Source organism: Peribacillus kribbensis DSM 17871, from assembly GCF_000430765.1.
GTDB lineage: Bacteria > Bacillota > Bacilli > Bacillales > DSM-1321 > Paraperibacillus > Paraperibacillus kribbensis.
Map to the genome: position 1 here is coordinate 100,062 of NZ_KE387242.1, position 25,916 is coordinate 125,977.

The 25,916-nt window shown below is 42.2% G+C and carries 26 protein-coding genes and 1 pseudogene; 20 read left to right on the forward strand and 7 right to left on the reverse strand.

The window, feature by feature from the left end:
• Nucleotides 1-43 precede the first annotated feature (43 nt).
• The 4 genes from H539_RS29435 (at nt 44) to H539_RS0122460 (ending at nt 1,725) form a co-directional block, all read left to right on the forward strand.
• On the forward strand, nt 44-217 hold the full coding sequence (locus tag H539_RS29435; protein WP_081415994.1) for a Rid family hydrolase: 174 nt from the start codon (nt 44-46) through the stop codon (nt 215-217).
• Nucleotides 218-244: 27 nt separating this feature from the next.
• Nucleotides 245-709: a DUF4304 domain-containing protein gene (locus tag H539_RS0122450; protein WP_081415995.1), complete on the forward strand. Its 465-nt coding sequence runs from the start codon at nt 245-247 to the stop codon at nt 707-709.
• A gap of 120 nt (nt 710-829) precedes the next feature.
• On the forward strand, nt 830-922 hold the full coding sequence (locus H539_RS31780) for a putative holin-like toxin (protein ID WP_155890214.1): 93 nt from the start codon (nt 830-832) through the stop codon (nt 920-922).
• Between the two features lie 239 nt (nt 923-1,161).
• A complete protein-coding gene (locus H539_RS0122460; protein ID WP_026695389.1) occupies nt 1,162-1,725 on the forward strand; it encodes a pyridoxamine 5'-phosphate oxidase family protein in 564 nt (187 codons plus the stop codon).
• 130 nt (nt 1,726-1,855) lie between these two features.
• On the opposite strand, the gene H539_RS30335 is transcribed toward H539_RS0122460, so the two are convergent.
• Nucleotides 1,856-3,178 carry a replication initiation protein gene (locus H539_RS30335; RefSeq protein ID WP_051348746.1) on the reverse strand — a complete coding sequence of 441 codons (1,323 nt, stop codon included), beginning with the start codon at nt 3,176-3,178 and terminating at the stop codon, nt 1,856-1,858.
• A gap of 936 nt (nt 3,179-4,114) precedes the next feature.
• Here H539_RS30335 and H539_RS0122470 point away from each other — a divergent pair.
• Nucleotides 4,115-4,588 (forward strand): DinB family protein, encoded by a 474-nt coding sequence (locus H539_RS0122470; RefSeq protein WP_026695390.1) that lies wholly within the window; start codon nt 4,115-4,117, stop codon nt 4,586-4,588.
• 569 nt (nt 4,589-5,157) lie between these two features.
• Here H539_RS0122470 and H539_RS0122485 read toward each other — a convergent pair.
• The gene (locus H539_RS0122485; protein ID WP_026695391.1) at nt 5,158-5,502 is read right to left on the reverse strand and encodes a DUF3291 domain-containing protein; all 345 of its coding nucleotides are present in this window, start codon (nt 5,500-5,502) and stop codon (nt 5,158-5,160) included.
• A gap of 216 nt (nt 5,503-5,718) precedes the next feature.
• Entirely contained in the window at nt 5,719-6,222 is a 504-nt protein-coding gene (locus H539_RS0122490; protein WP_026695392.1) for a GNAT family N-acetyltransferase, read from the reverse strand.
• 182 nt (nt 6,223-6,404) lie between these two features.
• Here H539_RS0122490 and H539_RS0122495 point away from each other — a divergent pair, with 182 nt between their 5' ends.
• A complete protein-coding gene (locus H539_RS0122495; RefSeq protein ID WP_026695393.1) occupies nt 6,405-6,917 on the forward strand; it encodes a GNAT family N-acetyltransferase in 513 nt (170 codons plus the stop codon).
• 679 nt (nt 6,918-7,596) lie between these two features.
• On the opposite strand, the gene H539_RS0122510 is transcribed toward H539_RS0122495, so the two are convergent.
• Together H539_RS0122510 and ahlS are read right to left on the reverse strand one after the other, a co-directional pair.
• A complete protein-coding gene (locus tag H539_RS0122510; protein WP_026695394.1) occupies nt 7,597-8,802 on the reverse strand; it encodes an iron-containing alcohol dehydrogenase in 1,206 nt (401 codons plus the stop codon).
• Nucleotides 8,803-8,814: 12 nt separating this feature from the next.
• A complete protein-coding gene (gene ahlS, locus H539_RS0122515) occupies nt 8,815-9,663 on the reverse strand; it encodes an AhlS family quorum-quenching N-acyl homoserine lactonase (protein ID WP_026695395.1) in 849 nt (282 codons plus the stop codon).
• A gap of 268 nt (nt 9,664-9,931) precedes the next feature.
• Between ahlS and H539_RS0122520 the strand changes: the two genes are divergently transcribed.
• Both H539_RS0122520 and H539_RS0122525 read left to right on the forward strand, forming a co-directional pair.
• Nucleotides 9,932-11,605 (forward strand): sigma-54-dependent Fis family transcriptional regulator, encoded by a 1,674-nt coding sequence (locus H539_RS0122520; RefSeq protein WP_026695396.1) that lies wholly within the window; start codon nt 9,932-9,934, stop codon nt 11,603-11,605.
• An 84-nt stretch (nt 11,606-11,689) separates the two neighbouring features.
• Complete coding sequence (locus H539_RS0122525) at nt 11,690-12,175, forward strand: C40 family peptidase (protein WP_035323803.1); 486 nt, start codon at nt 11,690-11,692, stop codon at nt 12,173-12,175.
• Nucleotides 12,176-12,499: 324 nt separating this feature from the next.
• Here the strand turns inward: H539_RS0122525 and H539_RS30340 are convergent, their stop codons facing one another.
• Nucleotides 12,500-12,784 carry a hypothetical protein gene (locus H539_RS30340; RefSeq protein ID WP_026695398.1) on the reverse strand — a complete coding sequence of 95 codons (285 nt, stop codon included), beginning with the start codon at nt 12,782-12,784 and terminating at the stop codon, nt 12,500-12,502.
• Nucleotides 12,785-13,243: 459 nt separating this feature from the next.
• Between H539_RS30340 and H539_RS0122540 the strand changes: the two genes are divergently transcribed.
• The 9 genes from H539_RS0122540 (at nt 13,244) to H539_RS0122580 (ending at nt 20,549) form a co-directional block, all read left to right on the forward strand.
• Entirely contained in the window at nt 13,244-13,498 is a 255-nt protein-coding gene (locus H539_RS0122540; protein WP_026695400.1) for a hypothetical protein, read from the forward strand.
• A gap of 152 nt (nt 13,499-13,650) precedes the next feature.
• Nucleotides 13,651-15,252 (forward strand): ATP-binding protein, encoded by a 1,602-nt coding sequence (locus H539_RS0122545; RefSeq protein WP_026695401.1) that lies wholly within the window; start codon nt 13,651-13,653, stop codon nt 15,250-15,252.
• Nucleotides 15,249-15,932, forward strand: coding sequence for a response regulator (locus H539_RS0122550; RefSeq protein WP_026695402.1), 684 nt, complete (start codon nt 15,249-15,251; stop codon nt 15,930-15,932). Before H539_RS0122545 ends, H539_RS0122550 begins: the two co-directional genes overlap by 4 nt.
• Nucleotides 15,933-16,070: 138 nt before the next feature.
• Entirely contained in the window at nt 16,071-17,393 is a 1,323-nt protein-coding gene (locus H539_RS0122555; protein ID WP_425414763.1) for a CitMHS family transporter, read from the forward strand.
• A gap of 66 nt (nt 17,394-17,459) precedes the next feature.
• Nucleotides 17,460-18,383, forward strand: coding sequence for an AEC family transporter (locus H539_RS0122560; protein ID WP_026695404.1), 924 nt, complete (start codon nt 17,460-17,462; stop codon nt 18,381-18,383).
• A complete protein-coding gene (locus H539_RS0122565) occupies nt 18,361-18,570 on the forward strand; it encodes a hypothetical protein (protein WP_026695405.1) in 210 nt (69 codons plus the stop codon). The genes H539_RS0122560 and H539_RS0122565 overlap by 23 nt, the downstream gene beginning before the upstream one ends.
• Before the next feature lie 223 nt (nt 18,571-18,793).
• Complete coding sequence (locus H539_RS0122570) at nt 18,794-19,114, forward strand: PadR family transcriptional regulator (RefSeq protein WP_026695406.1); 321 nt, start codon at nt 18,794-18,796, stop codon at nt 19,112-19,114.
• Nucleotides 19,111-19,650 (forward strand): DUF2812 domain-containing protein, encoded by a 540-nt coding sequence (locus H539_RS0122575; protein WP_026695407.1) that lies wholly within the window; start codon nt 19,111-19,113, stop codon nt 19,648-19,650. Before H539_RS0122570 ends, H539_RS0122575 begins: the two co-directional genes overlap by 4 nt.
• Nucleotides 19,651-19,886: 236 nt before the next feature.
• A complete protein-coding gene (locus tag H539_RS0122580; RefSeq protein ID WP_026695408.1) occupies nt 19,887-20,549 on the forward strand; it encodes a hypothetical protein in 663 nt (220 codons plus the stop codon).
• 336 nt (nt 20,550-20,885) lie between these two features.
• On the opposite strand, the pseudogene H539_RS29450 reads toward H539_RS0122580, so the two are convergent.
• Nucleotides 20,886-21,809, reverse strand: a pseudogene (locus H539_RS29450) (patatin-like phospholipase family protein).
• A gap of 538 nt (nt 21,810-22,347) precedes the next feature.
• On the opposite strand from H539_RS29450, the gene H539_RS0122595 reads away from it, so the two are divergent.
• The 3 genes from H539_RS0122595 (at nt 22,348) to H539_RS31075 (ending at nt 25,903) form a co-directional block, all read left to right on the forward strand.
• A complete protein-coding gene (locus H539_RS0122595) occupies nt 22,348-25,134 on the forward strand; it encodes a glycoside hydrolase family 3 C-terminal domain-containing protein (RefSeq protein WP_026695409.1) in 2,787 nt (928 codons plus the stop codon).
• A gap of 291 nt (nt 25,135-25,425) precedes the next feature.
• The gene (locus H539_RS33175) at nt 25,426-25,533 is read left to right on the forward strand and encodes a thioredoxin domain-containing protein (RefSeq protein WP_425414764.1); all 108 of its coding nucleotides are present in this window, start codon (nt 25,426-25,428) and stop codon (nt 25,531-25,533) included.
• Nucleotides 25,511-25,903 carry a DsbA family protein gene (locus H539_RS31075; protein ID WP_081415996.1) on the forward strand — a complete coding sequence of 131 codons (393 nt, stop codon included), beginning with the start codon at nt 25,511-25,513 and terminating at the stop codon, nt 25,901-25,903. The genes H539_RS33175 and H539_RS31075 overlap by 23 nt, the downstream gene beginning before the upstream one ends.
• Nucleotides 25,904-25,916: the final 13 nt, after the last annotated feature.

The following is a 25,916-nucleotide window of genomic DNA, read 5'->3' on the forward strand; positions in this document are numbered from 1 at the left end:
ATTACGGAATAAGGGGAATTTCTCCCTTTATGTCTCAGCCCGGATGCAGAATTGTCAAAAGGTGAATGTATTCCTGACGGATATGAATCATTTCACAGCAATGAATGAAGTTTACTCTCAACAATTTTCTGAGCCATATCCTGCTCGTACTCCTATAGGTGTTTTATCCCTGCCTCTTGGTGCACAGGTTGAAATCAAAATAATTTCCAGAAGATAAAATTCAGGAAAGTAGGCCGCATTTCCGATGGAGTTAGGTGCAACAAATGCTATATCTGAAAAACGGAGGATTGAAATGCCCTCAAATGAGAGAAAAATGATGAATGCAGCCTTAAAAAAGCTGGTAATACCCGTATTAAGACAACAAGGATTCAAAGGATCCTTCCCTCATTTCAGACGATTAAATGATAATAATATAGATTTAATTACCTTTCAATTCAACAATTGGGGAGGTTCTTTTATTGTTGAGTTAGCAGCTTGTCCTAAAAATGGAACCACCATGTCTTGGGGAGAAGATATTCCGCCGAATAAAGTTAATGCTTACCATGTGGATAGACGTTATAGGCTGGGAGCCGTTTCATTAGGGAGCGACGGTAAATGGTTTCATTACGAACATGCTGTTACTGAAGAGGATTATACAACAGTGGCAGAAGAAGTCCTCAGCTTACTGAAAATATCGGATCCTTCTTGGATTAGTAGGTTAGTAGAGTAAGCTTTACATAACACTTCTATTGTTGAGAAGTGTGAATCGCTATGGCGGTCCTTTTTTTATTTTTTCCGTATAGGACAAACTTGAGTGTGGGAAGGCTTATTGTGAGGAGGCGATATATAAATGGGGACTTTTGAAGCTTTATCTCTGATGCTGAGCTTTGGGATGTTTGTGATCGCTATTCTGGACTTTAAAAATAAAAATAAGAATTCCTGAACATTCTGGCTGTTATGCAGCTATGGAGGGTCCATTGATGGAACAGGGTTGGAGCTGCTTCGGCGGCTCTTTTTTGCAATACGAACGTGTATGTGTTTTAAGAACGATGGCTGCTTCAGCACCGTTTTATGTTCATCCATAGTCAGGAAGGGTAGTTGAAAAAACAATTGCAGGTGCAGAGGATATTAAAGAATAAAAGGAGAATTACATAGTAATTAAATGGATCCGGAGGTGCTTTTATGGGAACGGTTTTTTCGTCTATACATCCTAGCCACGAAGAGTTTATAAAACAGCAAAAGATTTTTTTTGTTGGCTCGGCTCCTCTTTCAGAAGACGGCCATGTTAATATTTCACCAAAAGGCCATGATGTGCTGAGGATCTTATCGTCAACAGAAATTGCTTATTTAGATTTAACAGGCAGTGGGAATGAAACAAGTGCCCATATCAAAGATAATGGCAGAGTAACCTTTATGTTCACTGCTTTTGAAGGGCCTCCGATGATCTTGCGTCTGTACGGACGTGGCCAGGTGGTTTTGCCAGGCACCATAGAATGGGATGAAATGATCACTCATTTTGACCTCCTGCCGGGTGCAAGGCAAATCATTTATGCCAAAATTGATATAGTAAAAACATCGTGTGGATTTAGCATTCCTTTCTATTCCTATAGTGGCGAGCGAGATACACTTCTTCAGTGGGCAGACAAGAAAAGCGATCAAGAATTAGAAGACTATCGGAAGAAGAAAAATTCTATGAGTATGGATGGGATTGTTTCACCAATAGGCGATGGATACTTTCTTGAATAAACGAGAATGTACTCAGAGGAAAACTCATCCTTGGATATCCGCCTTAAGGATGAAATAAAACGAAATAAAAAAGCTTGTGAAGAAAAAATAGTGCTTTTCTCTACAAGCTGAGTACGAATGATCCCACTGATTAGTAGGGAATTTCATCTTTGCTTTCTTTCCATTTCTTAAAAAACATCTTTATTTTACTCTCTTCAACATCGTCTGTTGTCAGGGGAGGCAGCTTCCGATCATGTCTGTATTTCTGAACCGCATTGATTTTATCGAACAGCTTCTTCTCCCTTTCATCAGATATGAGATTGATGTCTTCAATGGAACTCGGTCTTTCTTTCTGCATGATGGTTTGAAAATATTCATAGATCGTTTCGAGATCCGCAATGTCCTTCTTGGTTCGCTCCCGGACTTTATTGTCGTAATTTCCGATTCTTAAACGATATAAAGAACTTTCGTATTCTTCCACTTCGTATGGGGAATCGGCATAGTTATTTTCAATAGCCTTTACAATATATCCGGCTAAATTGGAAACATCGTTGCTGCTGTTTCTCATCACATACACAATATTTTCTTCTATGTATCTTGGATGATAGTGTTTAATGAAATTCGTGGCCTTATCTCTTCTGACTCCGTTTGCGATTAATCGATTTAGAAGGATCTGAATATCATAATCCACGGCTTCTTCTGTTAAGTGCTTATCCGTAATCTTATCGTTTTTGGAAATATAGAAAACAAAGGAATCGATTTTACGGCCGATCTTTTTATGAATTTCATAATGGAAGGTGATGTCGGTCTTCTCTTCGATCTCTTCCTTCGCTTTATCCAGGACAATTTTTCTGAAATTTTTCATCAGGGTCAGTTTATCATCCGGTATATTTAATAATTTCCTCAATTCACTTACCTTAATGATCCGCTTAACCCAGGGCTCACGTTCTTTTAATAATTCATAGATTCTCCAGGAATACTCCGATTTGAGCTGCAAAACGTTAAAGAGCTGATATCCGGTATATTTTTTAAGATTCATTAAATAATCTGCCAGGGTATCTGACAGCTTGATCCGTATCAGACCTTCTCCCTTTAGATAGGTTGCCTGTTGAATCCAGTTGATCTTATGTACAATGCTTCCGTTTTTCCCCGCCTGTTCGGGCTCTTCTATGATAAATACCTTGGATTGAAGTCCGTCCACTGCTTTTTCAACCCGTTCATAAAAACTGGTCTCAGAAACCCCAATAAGATTTGCCAGTTCTTTAATTTGTATCACATATGTTTTAAAATCTATATCTTCCGGCTGTACGAGACTGACCAGGGCATATATAATGCGCCGTTCCGTAAGAGTAAGATCCTGCCTGGCATTTATGAGGTCATTGGATTGATTCACCCAGTAATATGGTTTTATTTCAGCTTCTTCTAATAATTCAAATGATAACTGTTCACTGGTCTCAGCTGTAGCCACACTCACTGGTCTGCCTCCCTGTCATTCCTTCTACTAAAATGACTATATTACATTTTTTTTTTAATTTCTACCCATAAACTTATAGAGAAAACGGGCGGTTACCCGGAGCTTCTATATAAGTCTACCTGAACGGTGCGGAAAATCCAGTGCTCAAATAGAAAGAGCTACGTAAAAGGGGTGAGTAAAGACCGTTCTCATCAGGATTTTTATTCATAGAGCTACTTAAACGGTGTCTCCTAATGGGGTTATGTTATTAAAAGAGCTATCTAAACGGGGTGAAAAAAATATTTTGTGGTTCGGTTAAATCTATTTCCCTCTTCAAACAAATAATGTCTACCTAAACGGTGTTGATGTGCCGGACTGCTGTATCAAAAAGAAGTCTAATGTCTATCTAAACGGGGTGGGCTGCTGTAAAAATTGCTCTATGTGATGTATTTGTCTTACGAACTCATAAATAAAAGAGGAAAACGGTCGTAGTTGGGCTCCCACGAAACACTTTAACCCCGTTTTAGTAGACATTTAGTGATGAGATAAATACTTTGCACCGTTTTTATAGCCATTACACACCTATCCACAAGCTATATAACACCGTAAAACTAGCCCTTTGACCCCCTTTAGGTAGCCACTTGCACTGTTTACGTAGACTTGTCACACCTTTTCCATAGCTATATTTTCCTTCTATCCCTTTAGGCACAAGGATTTCAGCGTTCGACAAACAATAAACATTTTAAAACATCTTAAAAACATATATAACAGTAAAAACATGAGCGGCTCGGTGACACCGTATAAATAGACATTAACATACACACAAGAACACCTTTTAAGTAGACTTATATTCACATCAGGAAAAAGGACATAGACAGCAGTTTTGCTAAACAAGGAGTTAATACTATGTTTGTTGAAATAGATAATAAGCTATTTTCAGATTTCGGAGGTGTCTTAATGCAAACATTTTTTAAATATAACTGGATGGTAAGAGAAGAGTGGTATTGTTGGTGTGAAGAGGTAAGTGAAGAAGAACTTTTGCAAAACCGAACGGGTGGAATGGGAAGTATATTGCAAACTCTTTTCCATATTGTAGATGTAGAATGGAGCTGGATCCGTGTCTTACAAGGGAAAACGGACTTTCAGGAGAGCTTCGATCAGTATAATAGCTTGTACAAGATCAGAAAATTGGATGCGGACTTTCATTTGGAAGTAGAGAACTTTGTGAACAACTGGGATGACAGTATGGAAAATCAATTATATTACGATACCCTGCCAGATGGCAGCGTAGTAACGGATACTTGGGGGGAAGTGATGCGGCATACGATTGCTCACGAAATTCACCATATAGGCCAATTATCGATTTGGGCAAGAGAATTGGGAAAGAAGCCTGTTTCGGCGAACCTTATTGGCCGGGGGCTTTCCTCGTAATGGCACAAATAACACAGGTATAATAGGTGCGAAGTGAGGGCTGTTTTGCAGTCCTTTTTGCGTGGAAAAAAGAGGGTAGTATTATCCTGATTATGGTAATATTTACTATATTAGGGGGGCAAAAATGGACAAGTTTTTTATTATTAATATGATTAGAAACATAATATCACCATTTTTTCACGAAGGTATATGGGGTGTAGGATTTTTTTATTAACTGAATAAGATATTGAAAATAAAATTTTTCAAATCATATCGAAATATATTAGTGCCATTATATTAATTTTCATTTTATCTATTCGGTAATGATAAGTATGTAATGATGGTGGGATGAATACAGCTATGGTTTTTGGGAATCCGTATAGAGTAAATAAAGCAGAAAGATTCCAGTTACCTTTAGCAAAATTAGATTTTTATATTTTTCGAGTCAATTATCGGGAGCTGGATCGTCATTTATCAGCTCTGTTAAATGATAGTGTTGATATTGCCGTAAAGATAAAAAGGACTTAAACAAAGCCCTTTTTACTGCTAACCTGTTTAACTGACGCACTCATTTTGAAGAAGAACTAGTCCTACTTAACTAATTTTCTGCCGTACTTATGATGCAACCGCTCCTTGCATTCATCCCAAGTAGGATTATTACCTGCTTCCCAATTGATAAATTCTAATTCGTCTGCAATTTTTCTTGATACTTTCATTGCATTTATATGACTCCCTTTATTTCTGTACTCTTTCATACTATTTTTGTTCTCCCATATTGTTAGTGTCCAGTACGTATCCCAACCTTCATTATTTAACGAAGAATACAAAAGACCTTCCGATTTCTTAGCTTGACTATTCGATTTCAAAGTATGCCAAAAAAAGAGAGGTAACTTTCTCTTGCCTTTTAAACGAAGCCTTGTAACTGAGACAAACATATTTTACTCCCTTCAATAAAGGATTTTTTATAAATTATTCTATTGTTGGGTTTCAAATTCCTTCTTGAACTAACCTGTCTCGTTAGTTCAAGAAGAAAATCAACAATATTCTTGAACAGAGCCTTTTTATTAGTTGTTAAAAAGCCTTCCTGCATTGAAGCAGAAAGGCTCTTATGTTTATATTCAGTTTATTAATTTAATAATAATGTATGCTCTTTACAGCAGCTTCTCATAAGCGAGTCTTTCTTCTCCACCATCTAAGGTGATGGTGCCGCATAATTCAAAACCATTCTTTTTCAGTGTTTTTTGCATAGGGATATTGGCTTCATGAGTGTCGGCTTTTATGCTGGGAATTTGTTTATTAGCACACAATGCTTCAACATGCTGGATGATGGTTGTTGCCAGTCCCATTCCCTTGTATGTATGATTTACAGCGATTCGATGAATCGTGGCGTACTCACCATCACTAAGCCATTTTCCATTCCTAATAGACTTATAGGATGGCTCCTTAGCGAAGGTGACCATTGAAGTAGCCGCAATCACACCGTCATGTTCCAGCACATAACTCTCTGAGTTCATGATATCCTTCACGATGACATCATGATTGGGATAACCGTTTTGCCATTGATCAATTCCTGCTTCCTTAAAAGAGTCCTGGGCCTGCTTAATAATTTCCATAATAGAATGTACATCATTTTCAACAGACTTTCTAAAAATCATTTTAAATCTCCTTAATTTTATTGTTTAGTTTCCTTTTGTTAAATATGAAATCATACTATATATTGTACCACCATTTCTCCAGGAAACTAAATAACGGGGATTAGCAGTCTCAATCGATAAAGGATTTATTCAAAAATCACAGAATATATATAGTACATATAACGTTCCTGGAGGACTCCTGAATGACGTATACGTATATAATCCGTAAAGCTATTGAAAGTGACGCTGAACAAATTTTGGAGCATATAAAGAAGGTGTTGCGTGAAAATTCAAGTTTTATGGCCACTTCTTTAGAGGAATTTACTACTACGATCGATCAGCAAAAGGAATGGATTAACGCACAGAGTACACTAGGGCTTCTTTTGGTTGCTGAAGTTAATGGGATTATAATCGGTATGCTGAATTTCCGTTTGTCTCCCCGCAAAAAATTTAGTCATCAAGGTATGTTTGGAATGAGTATACAAGAACGATTTACCAGCCAAGGGATAGGGGGTGCCTTAATAAATGAACTTCTGAATTGGGCGAAGGAAGATAAAAGGGTGGAAAAGATTTCTCTTGAGGTATTTTCCAATAACGAACGTGCCATTCATTTATATACCAAGATGGGGTTTAGAGAAGAGGGAAGAAGAATCAAACAAGCCAAATTAAGTCCGGGTGAATATGTGGATGATATTTTGATGAGTATATTTGTTTGATTGTAATAAGGCTCTGTTATGATTATGAATCTTTAATGGTTTTTCGTGCAGCTATGAAAGTTAAGAAAAAATGGGGTGAGTCTTAACGTGAGTAATGGAGCTTTTGTAGCTATTTTTGCAAGTTTTATAGGTGCCTTTGTTTGTATTACGGCTGCCATTAAAATGAGAAAAGGTAAAAAGAATAAACTTGGACCCGGCTGATGGTATAAAACTGTAAAGTAAGGTGATTGCTTGAACATTTTTGACTATATGTTTACAGCCCTGGGTATAATGGCCGTTCATTACTTTTTTGAGAAGGAGAAGTATGAGGGAAGAAGGTATTATCACTTCATCATAGAATATGGCATATGGTTCATACTGATTTTTGTGGTAGACAAAATAGGTAAGATATTTTAGGCTATCGGATTGTTCCGGCAGCTTTTTTGTTTATGAAACCACAATTTTCTGAGTTCATCGGCACATTCTAACTCTTACCCTGGGGATGCTTTCTATAAAATAGGCTGTTTTCGCAGACGTTGTTTCTTTGGTACCAGGTGGTTGATTTCCGCCTTCAGTCAACTGATTTAACAAGGAGTTCCCCTCTCAGAACTCTTTAAAAACCCAATCTATTAGAAAAGCCATAAAAAATAAGAAACAAAAAAAGGGACCACTTCAAAGTAATGAAGGGATCCCTTTTTCGTTAATGTGCAGCAGGCACAGTACCTGTTTGTGGTTCAGTCACTTTACCAGTAAAAGCCGCCCGATAAATCTCCCGAATATCGTTTTCTTCTAATGGAAGCGGGCTTCTGGCAAGCAGTCTTTTTTGTTTGACTCCATCCTGTGTGAGGCTTTCGAGAGCTGATTCAGGAATATTGAATTCGGAAAGTGTGGCTGGAATGCCAACGTCTTTTACCAGACGTTCCAGCTCCTCGACACATTTATAGGAGGCTTCTTCATCGGAAAGGAAGCTGGAGTTTCCTCCCAGTGCATTTAGGATGTCAGCCATTCTTGTTTGGCAGCTGTTTCGGATGTAGCCCATGACATAAGGCAGAAGGACCGCGTTTGATTCGCCGTGCGCCAGATGGAATTGGCCGCCAAGAGGATAGGCAAGGGCATGCACCCCGGCAACTCCTGCATTAAAAAAGGCAAGACCGGCCATATAGCTTCCGCTGCTCATGTCCATGCGGGCTTGTTTGTCATTTCCATCTTGGACTGCTTTTCTTAGAGAGCGTGCGATCAATCGAATGGCCTGAAGGGCGAGCCCGTCAGATACAGGGCTCGCATTTACGGAAACGTATGCCTCCACCGCATGTGTCAGGGCGTCAATTCCCGTAGCCGCTGTGACGCGCGGCGGGACAGATACGGTCAATTCGGGATCGACAATTGCGACATCGGCCAGCAAATGATCATGAGTGACCACATCTTTGGTCGTTTCCAGGGAAAGAACCGAGATATTGGTCACCTCCGAGCCTGTTCCAGATGTGGTAGGAATGAGAATTTTAGGCAGGCCTTTTTTCTCCACTTTCCTGCTTCCGCTCAAATTTAAATAGTCGGCAGCCGATCCTTCATGCACGGCCAGCACTGCGGCCAGCTTAGCCAAGTCGAGTGCGCTTCCGCCGCCCACGCCCACGACCATATCAAAAGCGCCCTCTTTTGTAAACGCTACCAATTTTTCGCCTGTTTCAAGCGGAGGTTCCGGTACCACTTCTGTATAGAGAATCACTTCGTAGCCGCTTTCCTTCAAAGGTTCGGTGACTTTATCCACCAATCCTATTTTTGCGAGCATCGGGTCTGTTACGACAAGAATCTTTTCGGCTTGATATTTTTTTACTTCGGGTACAAGGTTCTCGAGTGAGCCCCAGCCTGTAAAACTCAACGGCTGGAAAGCTAATCTAGAAATGCTCATGTGTGATCCTCCTTACTCATAGTGTCCTTCGGTGGATTTACGGAAGGTGTTAAATTGGTTCGCATCATGACCGAACCAGACCTGTGAATTGGTTTCATTTGCAATTCTGCGGATTTTTTCCACCGCGCTGTTATAACCAAGAGAATCATAGATGATGCCGGGCGGCTTGACGGGAGGGCCGAAGCTTTCGGCTGTATAAATGGCATCGGAAGCCAAAATAATTCCGCCGGTTTCAGGCAGATCCACATGAAGTCCGAGCATTCCCCAGGCATGGCCGCTGCCGAAGTTCAGGATCTTGATTCCAGGTGCAAGTTCCAGATTGTCCTCCTGGCGCTTGATGGTACGCCACTGAAGATTGTTTTTAATCCATGCATCGATGTCAGCCCAGACATAGGCTCCTTCCTTTTGGTTGCGGGCATAGCTCTGAAGGGTTCCGTTAAACTCGTCCTCATGTACGATAATCGTCGCATTGGTGAACATTTCCAGGCATCCGGCATGGTCAAGGTGAAGATGGGATGCGACAACATACTTGATATCTTCAGGACGAACCTTTAATTGTTCGAGACGATGGTGAAGGTAGCACTCTTCGCTCATGGCAATCGGGAACATCTTTTGGGTAGCCTCCGACCAGCGGCCGTCTGGTCCCATGGAATTTGGATTGCATGCTGTATCGAAGAGGATTTTCCCTTCCGGATGATCGATTAATACAGTGTAGACGGGGAATTCCACAAATTCAGCCGGTGCATGGGGGTTATTGCTGGTCGCTGGATTATGCATGGCAATCATCCAATTCTTGTCCATCCTCATTCGGCCATTATCCATTACATACAGCTTGGGAGTTGCTTTTATAATATTTGTCATCCTGATCCTCCTATAGTACGGTTTCAACCGTTACGAATTTTTCTTTCAAAAGCTTTCAGCCCCTAATTAAATCCTCCACCTCCTTTATGAAAATTAATGCAAGATTTGTGCCATGCTGCGAAATGGCTATATATTCGCAATCATTCAACAACTGAAGTATGATAATGGTGACAGAATTCACCAACAACATACATACATATATAAAAAATGGCGGTGATGATTTTCACCAGGCGGTGACAAATTTCACATAGCGAAAGGAGGGAAACGGATGAGCCAATTCATAACGATTGATCCAGATCTTATATTTTCATCTATGACAAATGGAATCATTGTGGTCGACAGGAATACGAAGGTTTTACTGATGAATGCTGCTGCCCGGAAGCTCTTGAACGTAGAAGAAGGATATGCCGGGAAAGAAATCCACCAATTTGTGCCCAATACTGAGGTGCAAAAGGTGCTGGAAAGTGGAGAGAGCACGATTGGCGTTAAAATGACGATAAACGATGTGCCTTGCATGGTGAATCGAACCCCGATGTACCGTGATGAGCAATTGACAGGTGTTGTGAGTGTGATTCAGGATATTTCCCAGATGGAACATTATCATTCCATTATGAAGAATATGGAGAGAATCATAGAGTTCTCCATGGATGGAATTTATGTGGTCAATAAAGAAGGCGAAACTTTATTAGTGAATTCAGCTTACGAACATATTACAGGGTTCGGGAGAGAGGAACTGATTGGGAATCATATGGCACATCTGATGGAACAGGGCTATTTTGACCAATCTGTCTCACTGCTCGTTTTAGAAAAGAAAAGGCAGGTTTCCATCCTGCAGAATATTGGCGGCAGGAAAGAAGTCATTGTCACAGGGAATCCGGTGTTTGATGAAGCAGGGGACATTCATATGGTCGTAACCAGTGTCCATGATATTACCCAGCTGAATGAAATGAATCATGAATTAATGAAAGCAAAAAGCTTTTCGGAAATGAGCCGTAATCGCTATTCATACTCCATGGATGGAACGGATGAAGAGGTAATTTTTGAAAGCGGGCAAATGAAAGAAATCATAAACAAAGTAAGACAGGTGGCAGGCTTTCCGACCACTATTCTCCTCACTGGTCCGTCCGGTACCGGGAAAGAGGTTATTGCCAACTTAATTCATCATGTAAGCACCCGGAAGGACAAGCCGTTCATCAAGGTCAACTGCGGTGCCATTCCAGAGCCGCTTTTAGAATCCGAGCTGTTTGGCTATGAAAAAGGGGCCTTTACGGGTGCCAGGCAGGAAGGGAAAATCGGTTTGCTGGAGCTCGCCGATCAAGGGACCGTCCTGCTCGACGAGGTAGGTGAATTGCCGTTATCTCTGCAGGTAAAAATGCTGAGAGTTCTTCAGGAAAAACAAATCCAGCGGATCGGAAGCAGCAAAGCCAAACAACTGGATATCCGGATTATTTCTGCCACCAACAGGAATCTAAAGAAAATGGTGGAGCAGGGGGAATTCCGTGAAGATTTGTATTATCGGCTCCAGGTAGTAGAGCTGCACATCCCGCCTTTGAAAGAACGCCCGGAGGATATCGAGATCCTGATCGATCACTTCTTTTCGTATTTCTGCCGGCTCTATCATATACATAAATCACTATCTCATGAGACGAAATCCATTCTGTACAGCTATCATTGGCCCGGGAATGTCAGGGAATTAAGGAATTTGGCAGAAAGCATGGTGGTGTCGGTTCCTTCTTTTAGTATTGAACCAAAAGATCTGCCGCCGCATTTTCATACCATAGCACAGCCTGACACTCCTCCCAGCTTAAAGCTGCAGGTGGAACAATACGAAAAAAGATTGATCCTGGATGCCCTGCAAAAACACGGATCCATTCGAAAGGCAGCAGAATCACTAGGAGTAGATCACTCTACCATCGTAAAAAAACTGAAAAAATGGGAATGAGTTATAAAAAACCAAACATAAAATTTCTCCTTGCGTGTATATATGGTTAATGTGTCAGAAAACAAAACAACAGGGGGTTTTTGGATGTTTCAAAGCAGTGTCCGTTTGCCAAGAGTTTTCATTATGGGGATGATCATTTTATCCCTTGCGATGGCGTTTATGTTTACGCCATTTGCCCAAAAGGCCAGCGCCAGTGTTTCATGGGGCCAGGAAGTGACTGAGGTGGCTAAGCTTTATAAGGGTGCCAAATACAAATGGGGCGGGACCACACCGGCAGGGTTTGATGCTTCTGGTTTCACTCAATTTATTTATAAGAAGTCGGCCGCCAAGATGAGTCTCCCGCGCACGGCAAAGGACCAATATAAGGCTGGGAAAGCCGTCAGTCAAAAGAACCTAAAAGAAGGCGATTTGGTATTCTTTAAAACAAACGGAAAAGACGTGTCCTTTGTCGGGATTTACTTAGGCAGCAGCAAGTTTATTGGTGCCACATCCCAGGGAGTGAGGGAGCAGTCCTTAACAACAAAGTATTGGAAAGACCGGTATGTGGGAGCGAAGCACCTTTTGCCTTGATAGGGGCTATAAAGCAGGTGGAGAAAACCTCCACCTGCTTTTGTTGTGATGCGGGCCGACAAATAAAGGGAGAAATTCCCCTTATTTCATTTTTATTATAAAAAAGTGTTCATATAAAGGGAGAAATTACCTTTATTTATCAAAGATACACTAATTTGAATGGTTTTTCTTTGGATAAGGGGAAAAGTTCCCTTTATTTCACTCGAAACGAGGTCCATTCTGAATTTAACGGTAAAATCTCCCCTTATTATACTGTTCCTGCACCGGCACACCCTTCCAAACTGAACCCGTTATACCTAATTTCTGGAAGGCTCTTCTTTCAAATTAATTCCGGGTATTGAACGGTGGCCACCAAATTTTAAAGTTCCCGCTGTCATAAAGCAATCCTAGGATGTATAAGAATCCGGAATAATAGCGGCCGTGGCCAGTCGGGATCTCCGTATTCCACAGCTGGTTCACGAACTCCATTTTGTTGGGGTTCGTAGCTGAGATGGCGGATGCCGCATTCATGGATACCAGGCCTGGTGAGTGCTGCAGGGGTTCATACCAGACCAGATTGGTTTTGATCGGTGTGCCGTCAAGATGGTAACGGCTGTTGTACGTATCCATTCCCTGACTTTCAAAGGAAAGTGCTGCAGAGTGTTCGAGTATTTAGTCTGCCAAGGCTTTACACCGAACCATGCCGCATCAACATTCGCATTTGCGACGGCTCTCCAGGCATCCTCGTTAAAGTTATTGCTATACCCATCAGGACCGGCACCTTCCCAAGGCGCTTTGTAAGGGGTCCCGTTGAAATTGGAGTAGCATGGAACGAGCCCGGTCTGTGGGTTTGCTGCATTTTGCAATAGTTTCTCGCCGGCTGTATAGGCTTTCTCCCAGAGATGCTTTCGGCTGGATTGACGGAAGCAAAGATACCATAAAATGCCGGCAGGCTGTAGGAAGGATCGGTGAACCCGATTGCACCAGGAGGGGAGAATGTAGGCAAGTACGTGTTCTTGTCAAACATATTCACGCCGCCGGAGTCCGCATTATGCCATATAAGAGCCTTTTTCAAAGCAGAGACCGAAGATGTATGTAAAACAATTACTGGCTTTAGCCAATTTAGAAGTTTTACACATTGAACCTTATTGGAAGATAAACGGATACTTTCAAGTTGAATTAGAGGGAAGGAATCCAACAATAGAAGAATTAAGTGAGCTTTTAAAGGATATTCCGAAAAAGTGGGTGACTCTTCCTGACAGTATCAGGATAATCATGATTATTGAAGGCTGTACGATGCTTCTTGCAAACCTTGAATTTATTGAAATTTCCCCTGATGATTAACAAGAAAGTACATTCCTTCATATTTTAACATATAATTACAATTTTACTATTTTATCCCTATCGAATTATAAGTTTCACTTTATCCTCTGATTAAGACAGTTATATAATAATAGTTACATACATCCAGGGAGCTCAAACAGGGGGAATACATATTGAAAGCCAAGAGAATTTCGCTCCAGAAAAAGATCTTCGGCCTGGTGTTAATTCTGGGATTATTGTTGATCTTGCTGCTGACTCTATTTTTTAGTTATATGGAAAGTGAGCGGCTGGAGGAAGATAGAGGAAGAAGGGCATTGGAGATATCGAAAACGATTTCCTTCATGCCGACCATTATGACAGCCCTGCAGTCGGGTGATCCGTCTAAAACCATTCAGCCTATTGCCGAGAAGATCCGGAAGGAAACCGGTGCTGAATTTGTGGTGATAGGAGATAAGCATGGGATACGATATTCTCACCCGCAAGAATCCAAAATCGGGGAAGAAATGAAAGGCGGAGATAGTAAACGAGCTCTCGAAAAAGGGGAGTATTATATCTCCAAGTCCAAAGGAACACTCGGGCCTTCGATCAGAGGAAAGTCGCCTATTTTCAATCAAAGAGGCGAAGTGATCGGTATTGTTTCGGTAGGGTTTTTGCTGGAGGACATTCATGAACAAATTATGAAGAATATTGTGAAGGTTCTTTATGTCGCTTTTCTTGCACTGATCATTTCCGTGATCGGCAGCATCCTCCTTGGCCGGAATATCCGAAGAGATACCATGGGGCTCGAGCCGTACGAAATTGCCATGCTGTATAAAGAAAAAAGGGCCATCCTGCATGCCGTGAAAGAAGGGATTTTATCCATTGATCCCAAAGGGTTCATCACCACGATGAACCAGCCGGCGAAAAAGCTCCTGAACATTCAGGGTTCGGTCCGCGATATGAAGGTGGATGGGCTGTTTCCTTCCGCATTATTATATGAAGTCCTGGGAAGCGGGATTCCCCAGATTGACAGAGAAATAGTCTGGAATGATAAAACGGTGATTGTCAGCTGTACCCCTCTCTTTGATGGAAGTAAAATAAGCGGAGTGGTTGCCTCCTTCCGCGATAAATCGGAAATTGAACATATGCTCAACACTCTGTCAGAGGTCAAGCATTATTCAGAGGACCTTCGGGCACAGACCCATGAATTCACCAATAAATTATACGTGCTGTCAGGGCTGCTTCAGCTGGGAGAATACGAGGAGGCGATCGACATGATCCAGACAGAAACAGAGACCGTTCAATTACAGAACTCTGTCGTGTTTAACCAGATAAAGGATACGAAGATCCAAGCCATCCTCTTAGGGAAGCTGGGAAAAGCATCTGAGAAAAAAATCCAGTTTGAGATTTCCTATGACAGCTATTTAGAACCGCTGCCGTCTCATATTAAGCTGTCCAATTTAATTGTAATTCTGGGAAATTTGATCGACAATGCATTTGAAGCGGTTTATGGAGTCGAAGATCCGATCGTGAAATTTTCAACGACCGATGTTGGAAGCGATATCATCTTTGAAGTTGCGGACAACGGAACGGGAGTCCGCGAAGAAGACATCCCGCTCCTTTTTCAAAAAGGATACACCACAAAAAATGGGACAGAGTCCAGAGGATTTGGCCTTTGGAATGCGGAAGAGGCCGTATTAGAATTGAACGGCATGATCGAAGTGAACAGTGCACCCCAAAGTGGAACCATATTTACCGTGTATCTTCCCAAGAACATAAAGGAGGGAAAGAAGTGAATAAACTTAAGGCAGCCATTACAGAAGATGATTTCCGAATTGCGGATATACATGAAAAGTTTCTACTGGAATATAAGGAGTTCCAAGTGGTTGGAAAAGCCTTGAATGGATTGGAAACGCTTCATATTCTGAGAACCCACCAGCCCGACCTTCTACTTTTAGATGTGTATCTGCCGGATATGCTGGGGACGGAGCTTCTGCCCGCCATCCGGGAAGAGTTCCCGAAAATGGGCATTGTCCTGATTACAGCCGCTACCGATAAGACAGTCATTGAACAGGCATTAAGCTATGGAGTCGATTATTACTTAATTAAACCGGTGAACAGGGGCCGATTTGATGAAGTCATCTCGGGATTTATAAAAAAACATTCCTTATTACGATCGAATCAAGAGGTCGATCAGGCGTATGTGGATGTCCTTTTTGGACAGGGAAAGAAGGAAAGAGCCGGAAAGATCCAGGGATTGCCGAAGGGGATTGATGAAATCACGCTGGGAAAAGTCAAGGGAGTTCTTTTAGAAAAAGGAAAAGGGCTCTCTGCCGAAGAGGCGGGAAAAGAAATTGGGGCATCACGGATTACCGCCCGCCGCTATTTGGAATACCTGGCATCCGTCCAAGAGGCGAAAACCGAAGTGGTATATGGAATTGTAGGAAGACCGGAACGAAAATACTTCCCCGTTTAAAGAAGATTGTGCTGGTACACAATCTTCTTTTTTTAATGGAAATATACTCCTGCTGTGAACAAAATGTACGAAATCTATTTAATGAACGTTAATAACTTTATTTTGTAAACGTTTTCATAGATAGATATTTTGATTATTATAAATTTACTAATTAAAGGGGTGAAAGCTATGCTGGCGACTTTAGGATTTTTAATGATCATATCGTTCATGGTTTTAATCATGACAAAACGCTTATCGGCTATGATTGCTTTAATGGTCATTCCCGTTATATTTGCCTTAATCGGAGGATTCGGCAAGGAAATGGGCCCGATGGCATTGGAAGGGATCAAAAGCGTTGCACCAACCGGAATTATGATATTATTTGCCATTCTTTTCTTCGGGATCATGATTGATGCAGGAGTCTTTGATCCGATTATCCGGACCATCTTAAAGGTTGTAAAAGGGGATCCGGTCAAGATTGCGATTGGAACAGCGATCCTGGCGCTATTAATCTCTCTCGATGGAGATGGAACCACAACTTATATGATTACGATTTCTGCGATGCTTCCTCTGTACAAACGAATTGGGATGAAGCCACTGACGTTGGCGGGAATTGCGGTTTCTGCTTCAGGAGTCATGAATCTCCTTCCTTGGGGAGGGCCGACTGCAAGAGCCATGACCGCTCTTCATCTCGAAATGGGAGACATTTTTAATCCGGTCATCCCTAGTATGGTGGGCGGAGTGCTATTCGTTCTATTCATGTCCTACATGCTTGGAAGAAAAGAACGCAAGCGGATCGGCGTTCTCGAAGTGGATACCAGCACCATGATGATGATGGCTGCAGCATCCGAGGATGCGTATCTGAAACGTCCTAAATTAATTGCGATTAACTATCTATTAATCATCGTATTGCTTGTTGCCCTGATTCAGGAGGTATTGCCGACTGCGGTATTATTTATGATCGGGTTCGCGATTGCGATCACCATGAATTATCCGAAGCTTCAGGAACAAAAAGAACGGATCATGCACTATGCCGACAATGCTTTATCCGTCATTTCCATGGTATTTGCTGCAGGGATTTTTACCGGGATTCTTTCCGGAACGAAGATGGTGGATGCGATGGCAAATGTAATCGTTTCCAATATTCCGCACATGATGGGCTCCCATTTTGCTCTCATCACAGCCATCATCAGTGCTCCGTTTACCTTCTTCATGTCAAACGATGCCTTTTATTACGGAGTGCTTCCGCTGCTTGCAAAAGCGGCAGGAGGCTATGGAATTGACCCGGCCATGATTGGACGAGCTTCATTACTAGGGCTGCCGGTCCATTTATTGAGCCCGCTTGTTCCTTCTACCTACTTATTAGTAGGAATGGTTGGCGAGGATTTCGGGGACCTGCAGCGGTCTTTCTTGAAATGGGCGTGCGGTGCCACTGTAGTCATGATACTGGTCGCCGTGGTATTATCCATCATACCATTCTAACAAAATAGAACAATTTACACCTTAAGCTCCCTTAGTGGGGCTTTTGGTATTTGGCAGGGGAATTCTATGTATATATTTTTTCAAATTTTAGTACAGGTGATTTTACCTATCTTTCTTTTAATCGGTACGGGTACATTGCTGCATCGGAAGTTTCATTTTGATATGAATACACTCTCCAAATTAAGCACATATTTTTTAATGCCTGCAGTGAGCTTTACCAATATTTACGAGAACAAAATTGGGGGAGCAACGCTGGTACATATTCTTGGCTTTTTAACTTTGCAATGTGTATGTCTCATGTTTTTGAGTGCAGGCATCGCTAAAGTTGCGAAACTGGAAAAAGGGACTTCATCGGTCTTCAAAAACAGCGTTGTTCTTGTGAACTCCGGGAATTTCGGTCTTCCTGTGAGCCAGCTGGTGTTCCAGCATAATCCAATCGGCGCATCCATCCAGGTCCTGGTCATGATTTTTCAAAATCTCTTAACCTATACCTATGGCCTGTTCAATTCGGTTTCCGGCGACCGGAACAATGTAAAAGCCTTAAGGGAATTTATCAAAAACCCGGTGATTTATGCCTTTTTATTGGGGCTGCTGCTGCATACAGCTCACATCAAAATTCCCGGCTTTATCTGGGAGCCTATTAAAAATACATCCGATGCTTTTCTGGCCGTGGCGCTTGTTACACTGGGGGCGCAGAGTGCGTTTCTTAGATTCAGCCGGTTTTCACTGCCTCTCGTGTTAAGCCTGGCGGGCCGGCTGGTCTTGGGGCCGGCCGTTGCCCTGCTGATCATATTTACGTTAAAGCTGGACGGAGTGACGGCAAAGGCCTTGTTTATTGCCAGCTCTTTCCCGACTTCAAGAAACAGTGCCCTCTTTGCCCTGGAGTATGATAATCAGCCGGAATACGCGGCCCAGGTGGTCCTAATGAGCACCGTTTTCAGTATGATCACGGTCACTGGGGTGGTCTATGCATCCACCATATTATTCTAAAATAGCGAGGGATCAGCATGAAAGTAAAGAACACAGACATCAAAATCAAGATGGTGCAGAACGCTACGGAAAGATAGAAGATGGAGAAGTCCTGCAATTATCCAGCAGCTTCAGTGAACTAGTAAACTATGAACTTACCTTTGACGGTGTAAAACTTACGGCAGGAGAAGTAAAGATATTGGATTAAAAACAGATACAGTAATCGGTATCCTAAGTCAATGGGATTTTCACTTAGAAGACAGAATCCTTAAAAGGATATATAAAACAAAGAGGCTTTCCAATCGTTGAGTAAAATGGGTGAGCCTCTTTTTAATTACTAAAAAATAATTCTGTATATTATTGACAGTTATATCGATGGCTGATATAGTTTATATCAACAGCCGATATAACGGGTGATGATAGGTGGTGTGATGATGGACGATAAATCTCCATTGACAGAAGGTGTTTATTACATCCTGTTATCTCTGTATGAACCAAGACATGGATATGGGATCATGCAGTTTGTTTCCGAACTTAGCAGGGGGCGTGTTGAACTTGGTCCCGGCACCATTTATGGCGCGATTAAAACATTGGTGAAGCGCAAGTGGATTGTTGCTGTAGATGAGGATGGACGTAAAAAGGAATATGTAATTACGGACGCTGGGAAGCAGATGGTTGTCTCTGAAATGAACCGGCTTTATGAGCTGCATACAAACGGTTTGCTCATTACGAAGGGAGAAGACGCGCTGTGAAGAAAGTGAAGTTTCGCTTTTATTTGGATCATGAAAAAGAAGAAAAGTGGATTAATGAAATGGCCGGATCTGGCTGGCACCTAAAGAAGTTTACTTTGGGCCGGTTTACGTTTGAAAAAGGGGAGCCGGGTACATGTATTTACCGCAATGAATTTATCTCCGGCATGTCCAACGATGAGAAAAAGGATTATTTTGAATTCCTTAAAGACAGCGGGATTACCATTGTTCATGAATTAGGTGGCTGGGTGTACATGAAAAAGGACGCAGCTGATGGCCCGTTTGAAATATATACAGATACAGAATCGAAGATCTCCTATTATAAGCGCATGCTGAATATGTTTCTTTTCCTCTTTGTTTTAAATGCTTGGCTGGGTTTCATGAACATAAGTGTTTTTGGGAATCACACTAAAATAGAATTCCTAAACTCAGCTATTGGCATTTTTAACGTAGCTGCTGCCTTGCTTATAGCTGTGCCTACCATAAAAATCATTAGGCGGAAAAGGGAATTAAACGGGAAACGGCAGTTTTTTGAATGAAATATGTCGGCTGATTCATATTCAAATGCCTCTCCTGAAGGCCAGGGGAGGCTGGATAAATGTAAGAATGGTATTGTAGATATTTAATAATTTTATTAAACTGAAATTGTTCTATTCTCCAATTTTCTATCCAAGTCTTGATATGTCCTTTTATTTGCTCCGATTAACCTTTTTCACCGCCTTTATTAATCATTCCAAAGTTGATCACTACATTTATTTAAAGATGGAGGTATGCTATGGGGTTTGAAGAAGAATACCAGGCCTTTATGAATGCTCACTTGCAGGCGAGAAAGGGTGAGCGGCTGCGGCGCTTAGAAGAAGGTCACAAACATGCTGAAGGGTTGTTTTTGAAGCAAGTATGGTGGCCTTTATTTCACCATTTTCGGTATCTGCATCCAGAATATGAAGTCAATGATTTCAAGGATGGCAAAAGGTATTTGGATTTTGCCTATATCCGCCCCGCCGTCCGGATCTGCCTTGAGATCGACGGATACGGCCCTCACCTGAAAAACATAAGCAGATGGCAATTTTCCGACAGCCTGGAGCGGCAAAACCAGCTGGTGATGGACGGATGGACCGTCATCCGCTTTTCTTATGACCAAGTTCAGGAGAACCCTCGCAGATGCCAGCAGATTGTTCAGCAATTGATCGGCCGATGGCTGGGGGATGAACTGGACCAGACCACTCTGTCCTTCGCCGAAAAGGAAGTACTCCGGATGGCAATTCGAAAAGGAGAATCCATCTTCCCTATAGAAGTCGAAAACTATTTGATGCTTAGTGCCAAGACGGTAAGAAGAGTACTTTCTCAGCTAGTTGATAAAAAGCTGCTGATTCCCGCAACTGGGACAAAAAGGATCCGCTCGTATCGGTTGGGGGATCAGGTGAAGCATCCGATTTGATAAATAAAGGGAGGAATTCCCCTTATTTAGTAAATATGGCGAAAATCTGCTGAAATAAAGGGAGAAATTCCCTTTATTGACTCAAAAAATAAGGAAAAACGTAATTTTTCTTTGAATAACGGTAAAAGCTCCCCTTATATACCCCCTGAACTAGCTCTATCCTGCGTATAACGGTAAAAATTCCCCTTATTTTACGGGCGCTGGTTCCTCAAATTAAGCAGACAGAGGTCTAATAAACAAGCAGATAGACAGAAAGACCTTTAGCAATGTCTAGCTCATTACTTAACACAAGCTGAAGCCAGGCTTCATAATACAAAAAAGTCAGCACCAATACTCCTAAATAAATCTCAATGCCGGCTCTAAATTGGTTTGGTTGGCAATTTTAATGACGGTGGGAACCACAGTCAGGTCTTGTTTGGACAGGTTGGGGATCCGTGGGTTCAGCCGGAAAAAGCGGTCTCCCAGGAGCTCGGAACTGACCAAGGATTCATAATATCCGCTTCCATTGGCGATAAGCTGAAGAAGCGGCAGTAAGGGTTCATTGGGGAACGGTCGAAAAGGACTCCCCAATGGGGAGGGAGATTTTCCAGATTTTTGGGGCGTATGTTATCTGCGCTCACCATTCCCCAACCTCTTGTATCTCTATTTAACCGAATAGGGGCTTCGCCCGTTCCGATGGATAATACTGCGATTTGGCTTTGCCTACAGCAAAGGCGATACTTGCTGTACTGGGGTTCGTTGCTACCAGGAATCCATCTACATAGTTTTGATAGGCTCGCTGCGTGGCAGGAGCGGCACTGCTGCGCAGGATCACATCACTGACTTTTTCATTTAGATAGGGAGAGCCTGGGTAGTTATGGAATAAAACAGGATTCCAGCGATTCAGTTTCGGGGAGTATAGATGAAAGGAAGGGACAACAACCCGTTTTTTTAAGTCTTTGAAGCGAAGGTTCGGCGGGAAAAAGTTTTCGACAGCTTTAATAAAACCAGAGTAAGGCAATTGTTGATTCAATACAGGTCCTCCTGGCAGGGAAATACTGAATGCCGGCAGGATTTTTTTCTTAAAGTAACGGAGTGTTTCCTTCGGCGATCTTCCGCTGGCTAACGCAAGGGCAGTGAAGGAACCGATGGAGTTTCCCGCGAAAACCTGGGTACGGCAAATTAATCCCGATGTTTGTTTAGCCACCGGTTTAAAAGCTGCAGACTCAATGCGCCCAAGGTGCCGCCTCCATCAAACGTCATAATCCGGTATTTTGTCAAAGCTGATTTCTCCTCTCTAGTTTGAACAAAGGTATCATTATATATATGTTTGTCTCACGAGGGTCGTATGGACAAAATACCTCTTGGATAAAAGCGGGAATGCGTTTTTCCTCAGTTAATTCACTTTATTTATTTGCTAGACAAACTAACTTCAGGATGATAGAATGGGGTTGATTTCAGAATATTTTAATTTTAAAATTGTAAGCGATTACTAAAAAGGGATTAATCTTTCTATCTACTTAGTTTGTAGATTGTATAAACTAACTTCCCGATCACATGATCGCTAACTAATTTTGAAAACGCCTCCAAAGAAGTTCCACTCAACTTAAGAAGCCTCACACAAACCGCACCAAGAGTTTAGCATAAACGCGATCAAGGATGAATGCAGCATTAGGATTTCGATGACGGGCAGCGCATAAAAGAGCCGAGAAATCTGGATCAACTGCATGCAGCAAGTCTATTTCTTAAGGAATCTCCCAGGCCTGATGGAGGAATCTCTATTTATCTGGTGGATATAAATTTAAGAGGAGGATCATGTATGCGAAAGCACAAAAAAGCTCTGTCTCTGTTACTCACTGCCGCTCTTTGTGGAAGTATGTTCAGCAGTATACCGGCGGGAGCAGCGAAAGTGGAATCATCAGCGGTAAATGTAAAAGAAAACCAGCCTATTTATCTGGACAAGTCCTACTCCTTCCAGGAGAGAGCAGCGGATTTAGTTTCCCGCATGACGCTGGAAGAGAAGGCTTCCCAGATGGTATCGAGCCAGGCACCTGCCATTCCGCGGCTCGGCATTAAAGCCTATGGATGGTGGAATGAGGCCCTTCATGGCGTTTCCCGTCTTCAATATAATAAGTCAGGGAATGCCACTCAGCTTTATAACACCACCTCTTATCCGATCGACCTTTCACTGGGTTCTACTTGGGATCCGAGGCTCATGTATGATGAAGCTAAAATGGTTTCCGATGAGGCCCGTGAAGTTGTACCGGAAAACAGCCGTATGCTCAGCTTCTGGTCACCGACGATCAATCTTGCCCGCGATCCTCGCTGGGGAAGAAATGACGAATCCTATGGAGAAGATCCGTTCCTTACCACACAAGTCGCTTCTCAGTTTGTGAATGGGATGGAAGGCAAGGACATGGATGGAAAGCTTCTGCCTGAGAGCAAGGGTTATGTCAAAACGGTCACCACTTTAAAGCATTACCTTGCTAACAACAGCGAAGTGAACCGTTTAAATGGTTCATCCAATGTTGATGAACGTTCGCTGAGAGAATTCTATAGTGCACCTTTTAAAGGGATCATACAGAAAACCGATGTGCGTTCTGTCATGACTTCTTATAATAGCGTGAACGGTGTGCCGGCATCTGCGAACGTGCACACCATGGATGCTCTTCTTCGTCAGACGTTTGGATTCACTGGATATATTACCTCTGACTGTGACTCTGTCATGGAAATTACAAAAGGCCATAAATGGACTCCAGAAGGATGGACCCGGCCTTTAAATGAGGTCGAACGCTCTGCTTTTGCCATGTCAGCCGGTGAAGACCTGAACTGTAATGCAGGCTACAGGGATGCATTCAACTATTCAAATACGATCCCAGCTGCTGTTTCACAGAAAATAAAAACACAGATGGGTACGTTCTCAGAAAATGAAGTCGACACCTCTTTGATCCGTCTCTTTACAGCCCGCATGGAGCTTGGAGAATTTGATGATGCAAATAGTGTTCCATGGGTGAATGAAGCACGTAAACATGTTCCAGAGGGTACATGGACAAATAGCAATGAAAATAATGCGTTGACTCAGACTGCAGAAAGATTGGATATGGCACGAAAAGTGGCCGATAACTCGTTGGTTCTGCTGAAAAATGATAAAACGAAAATGAAAGACGGAAGCAAAGGGAAGCTTCTTCCTCTGCAGGTTCCGGCTTCTGGATCATACAAAGTGGCTGTTGTCGGCTATTTTGCTAATCCGGATAAAGCCAACATGTATCTTGGCGGATATTCTAGTTCTCAGGGAAGTGCCGCTTACAAAAATATGGTGAATGGCTACGAGGGTCTTAAAACGGCCATCCAGGCGAAAAATCCTCATGCTGAAGTCACGTACTACAAAGGCTTTACGGATAGCGGGACTCGTGCATCCGATCTTAAAACGATTGATTCAGCAGCAGTCGAGGCTGCCAAAAATGCCGACGTTGTCATCGTTTATACGGGAACCGACAACACCACTGCAGATGAAGCTGGCGACCGCCACGACCTGAGTCTGCCTGGAGCACAGGCCTCTTTAATCGAGCAGCTTGGTAAAGCGAATCCTAATACCATCGCCGTTATGGAAACAATCGGTCAGGTGGAAGTTAAGTCATTTGAACCGTATGTTTCTTCTATGATTTGGAGTTCTTATAATGGACAGCGCAAAGGGGAAGCTTTGGCAGACGTTGTTCTAGGCACTCATAATCCAAGCGGACATCTGCCATTCTTATGGTACCAAAGTAATTCACAGCTTCCAGCGATTACGGATTATACATTGAGACCGACAGGGGATAACCCTGGCCGAACGTATATGTATTTCCAAGGACCGATTTCCTATCCATTTGGACATGGTTTAAGCTATACAACCTTTAACTATACGAATTTCCATATCAATAAGAAAAGCATGGATGCCAATGGCCAGGTGGCTGTGAGTGTCAATGTTACGAACACTGGAAAAGTTAAAGGAGAAGAAGTGGTTCAGCTTTATGTGAACACTCCTGATGCATCAAAAGCTTCAGAACGTCCGATCAAGCGTCTGAAGGGCTTTGAGAAGGTTTCATTGAAGCCGGGAGAAACGAAGAATGTCATGATAAAGGTCAATATTGCGGATCTAGCTTTCTTTGATGAAGCACAGAATAAATATGTAGTAGACCAGGGACGATATGGATTCCAAATCAGCACATCCAGTGCCGATGCTGATATCAAGCAGCAAGGATTCCTGGAGGTTCATGGCAGCTTAAAGCCTGAGCTCAAGGTTGTAACAGTCAAGCCGGTTCAGGAAGGCGACATAGAGGCTGATATTCCTAGCCGTGTGATGTATGAAGCAGGGAAAGAAGTCATTCCTCAGGTTACCGTTTCTATGAATGATGAGACTCTCTATGGATATATTCACAAGGGAGCAAGCAAGGAATTCCCTAAAGGCATGAAATTCGAATACAGCAGCAACCGTCCTGATGTCGTTTCTGTTGATAAAAAAGGAAACATTAAAACAGTAAACAGCGGTGCCGCTACCATTACGGCTGCTGTAAGTTATCAAGGTGTTAAAAAGTCCGCTGACTTTATTGTGTATGTAAAAGAATAGAGACTGTTCGCTCGAAAAGAATCAGCTATTGGCAGAAATTCTGTCAATAGCTGATTCTTTTGAATAAAATGGAAATCCTGATCAGTTGAGGAGTTTTAAGTATGGTGAATCAAACAAAGAGGTCAAAAGAAACCTCTGCGAAGTGGATATTCTGCACAGTCTGTTTAGTGACTTTTACATTTTGAGGTTGATTTTTTTCGTTCCCACAAAAGTGAAAATGCGGCAGTTGTAAAAAAACAGAGTGAATCTACAAAGCAGCCATACATCGGAAAACGTTCCGCACCTGCTTCCATCTATGAGTTTGGAGATTATAAATGTCCTTCCTGTAAAATGTTTAATGAACAGGTCCTCCCGAGTATTAAAAAAGAATTTGTAGATACCGGCAAGGCGAAATTATGACTCAAAACGGTCCGCCGTCTTTGCTGAATCTGTTTATGCGGTTCTTGGAAATCAGACATTCTGGAAATTTCATGATCTCCTTTATCAAAAACAGCCTGAAGGCAGCCATTATGAAAAAATGGATGTGTATACTGAAAAATTTCTTACCGATACCTTAAAAGAGGTGGCCGGTGATGAGGAAGTACATAAAGTGGTTGAATATTTTAACACGAACCAGGGCGATGCTGCCTGGCAGAAGGATATGGATCTTGTGCATCAATGGCATGTGAATAGTACGCCTACTATCCTGCTAAATGGACAGGTGGCAAAGACCCTGGAGGATATAAGAGATATGGTGAACAAGGCTTCAAAAAAGAATAAAGATGAATAGCTGCGTATGCTTT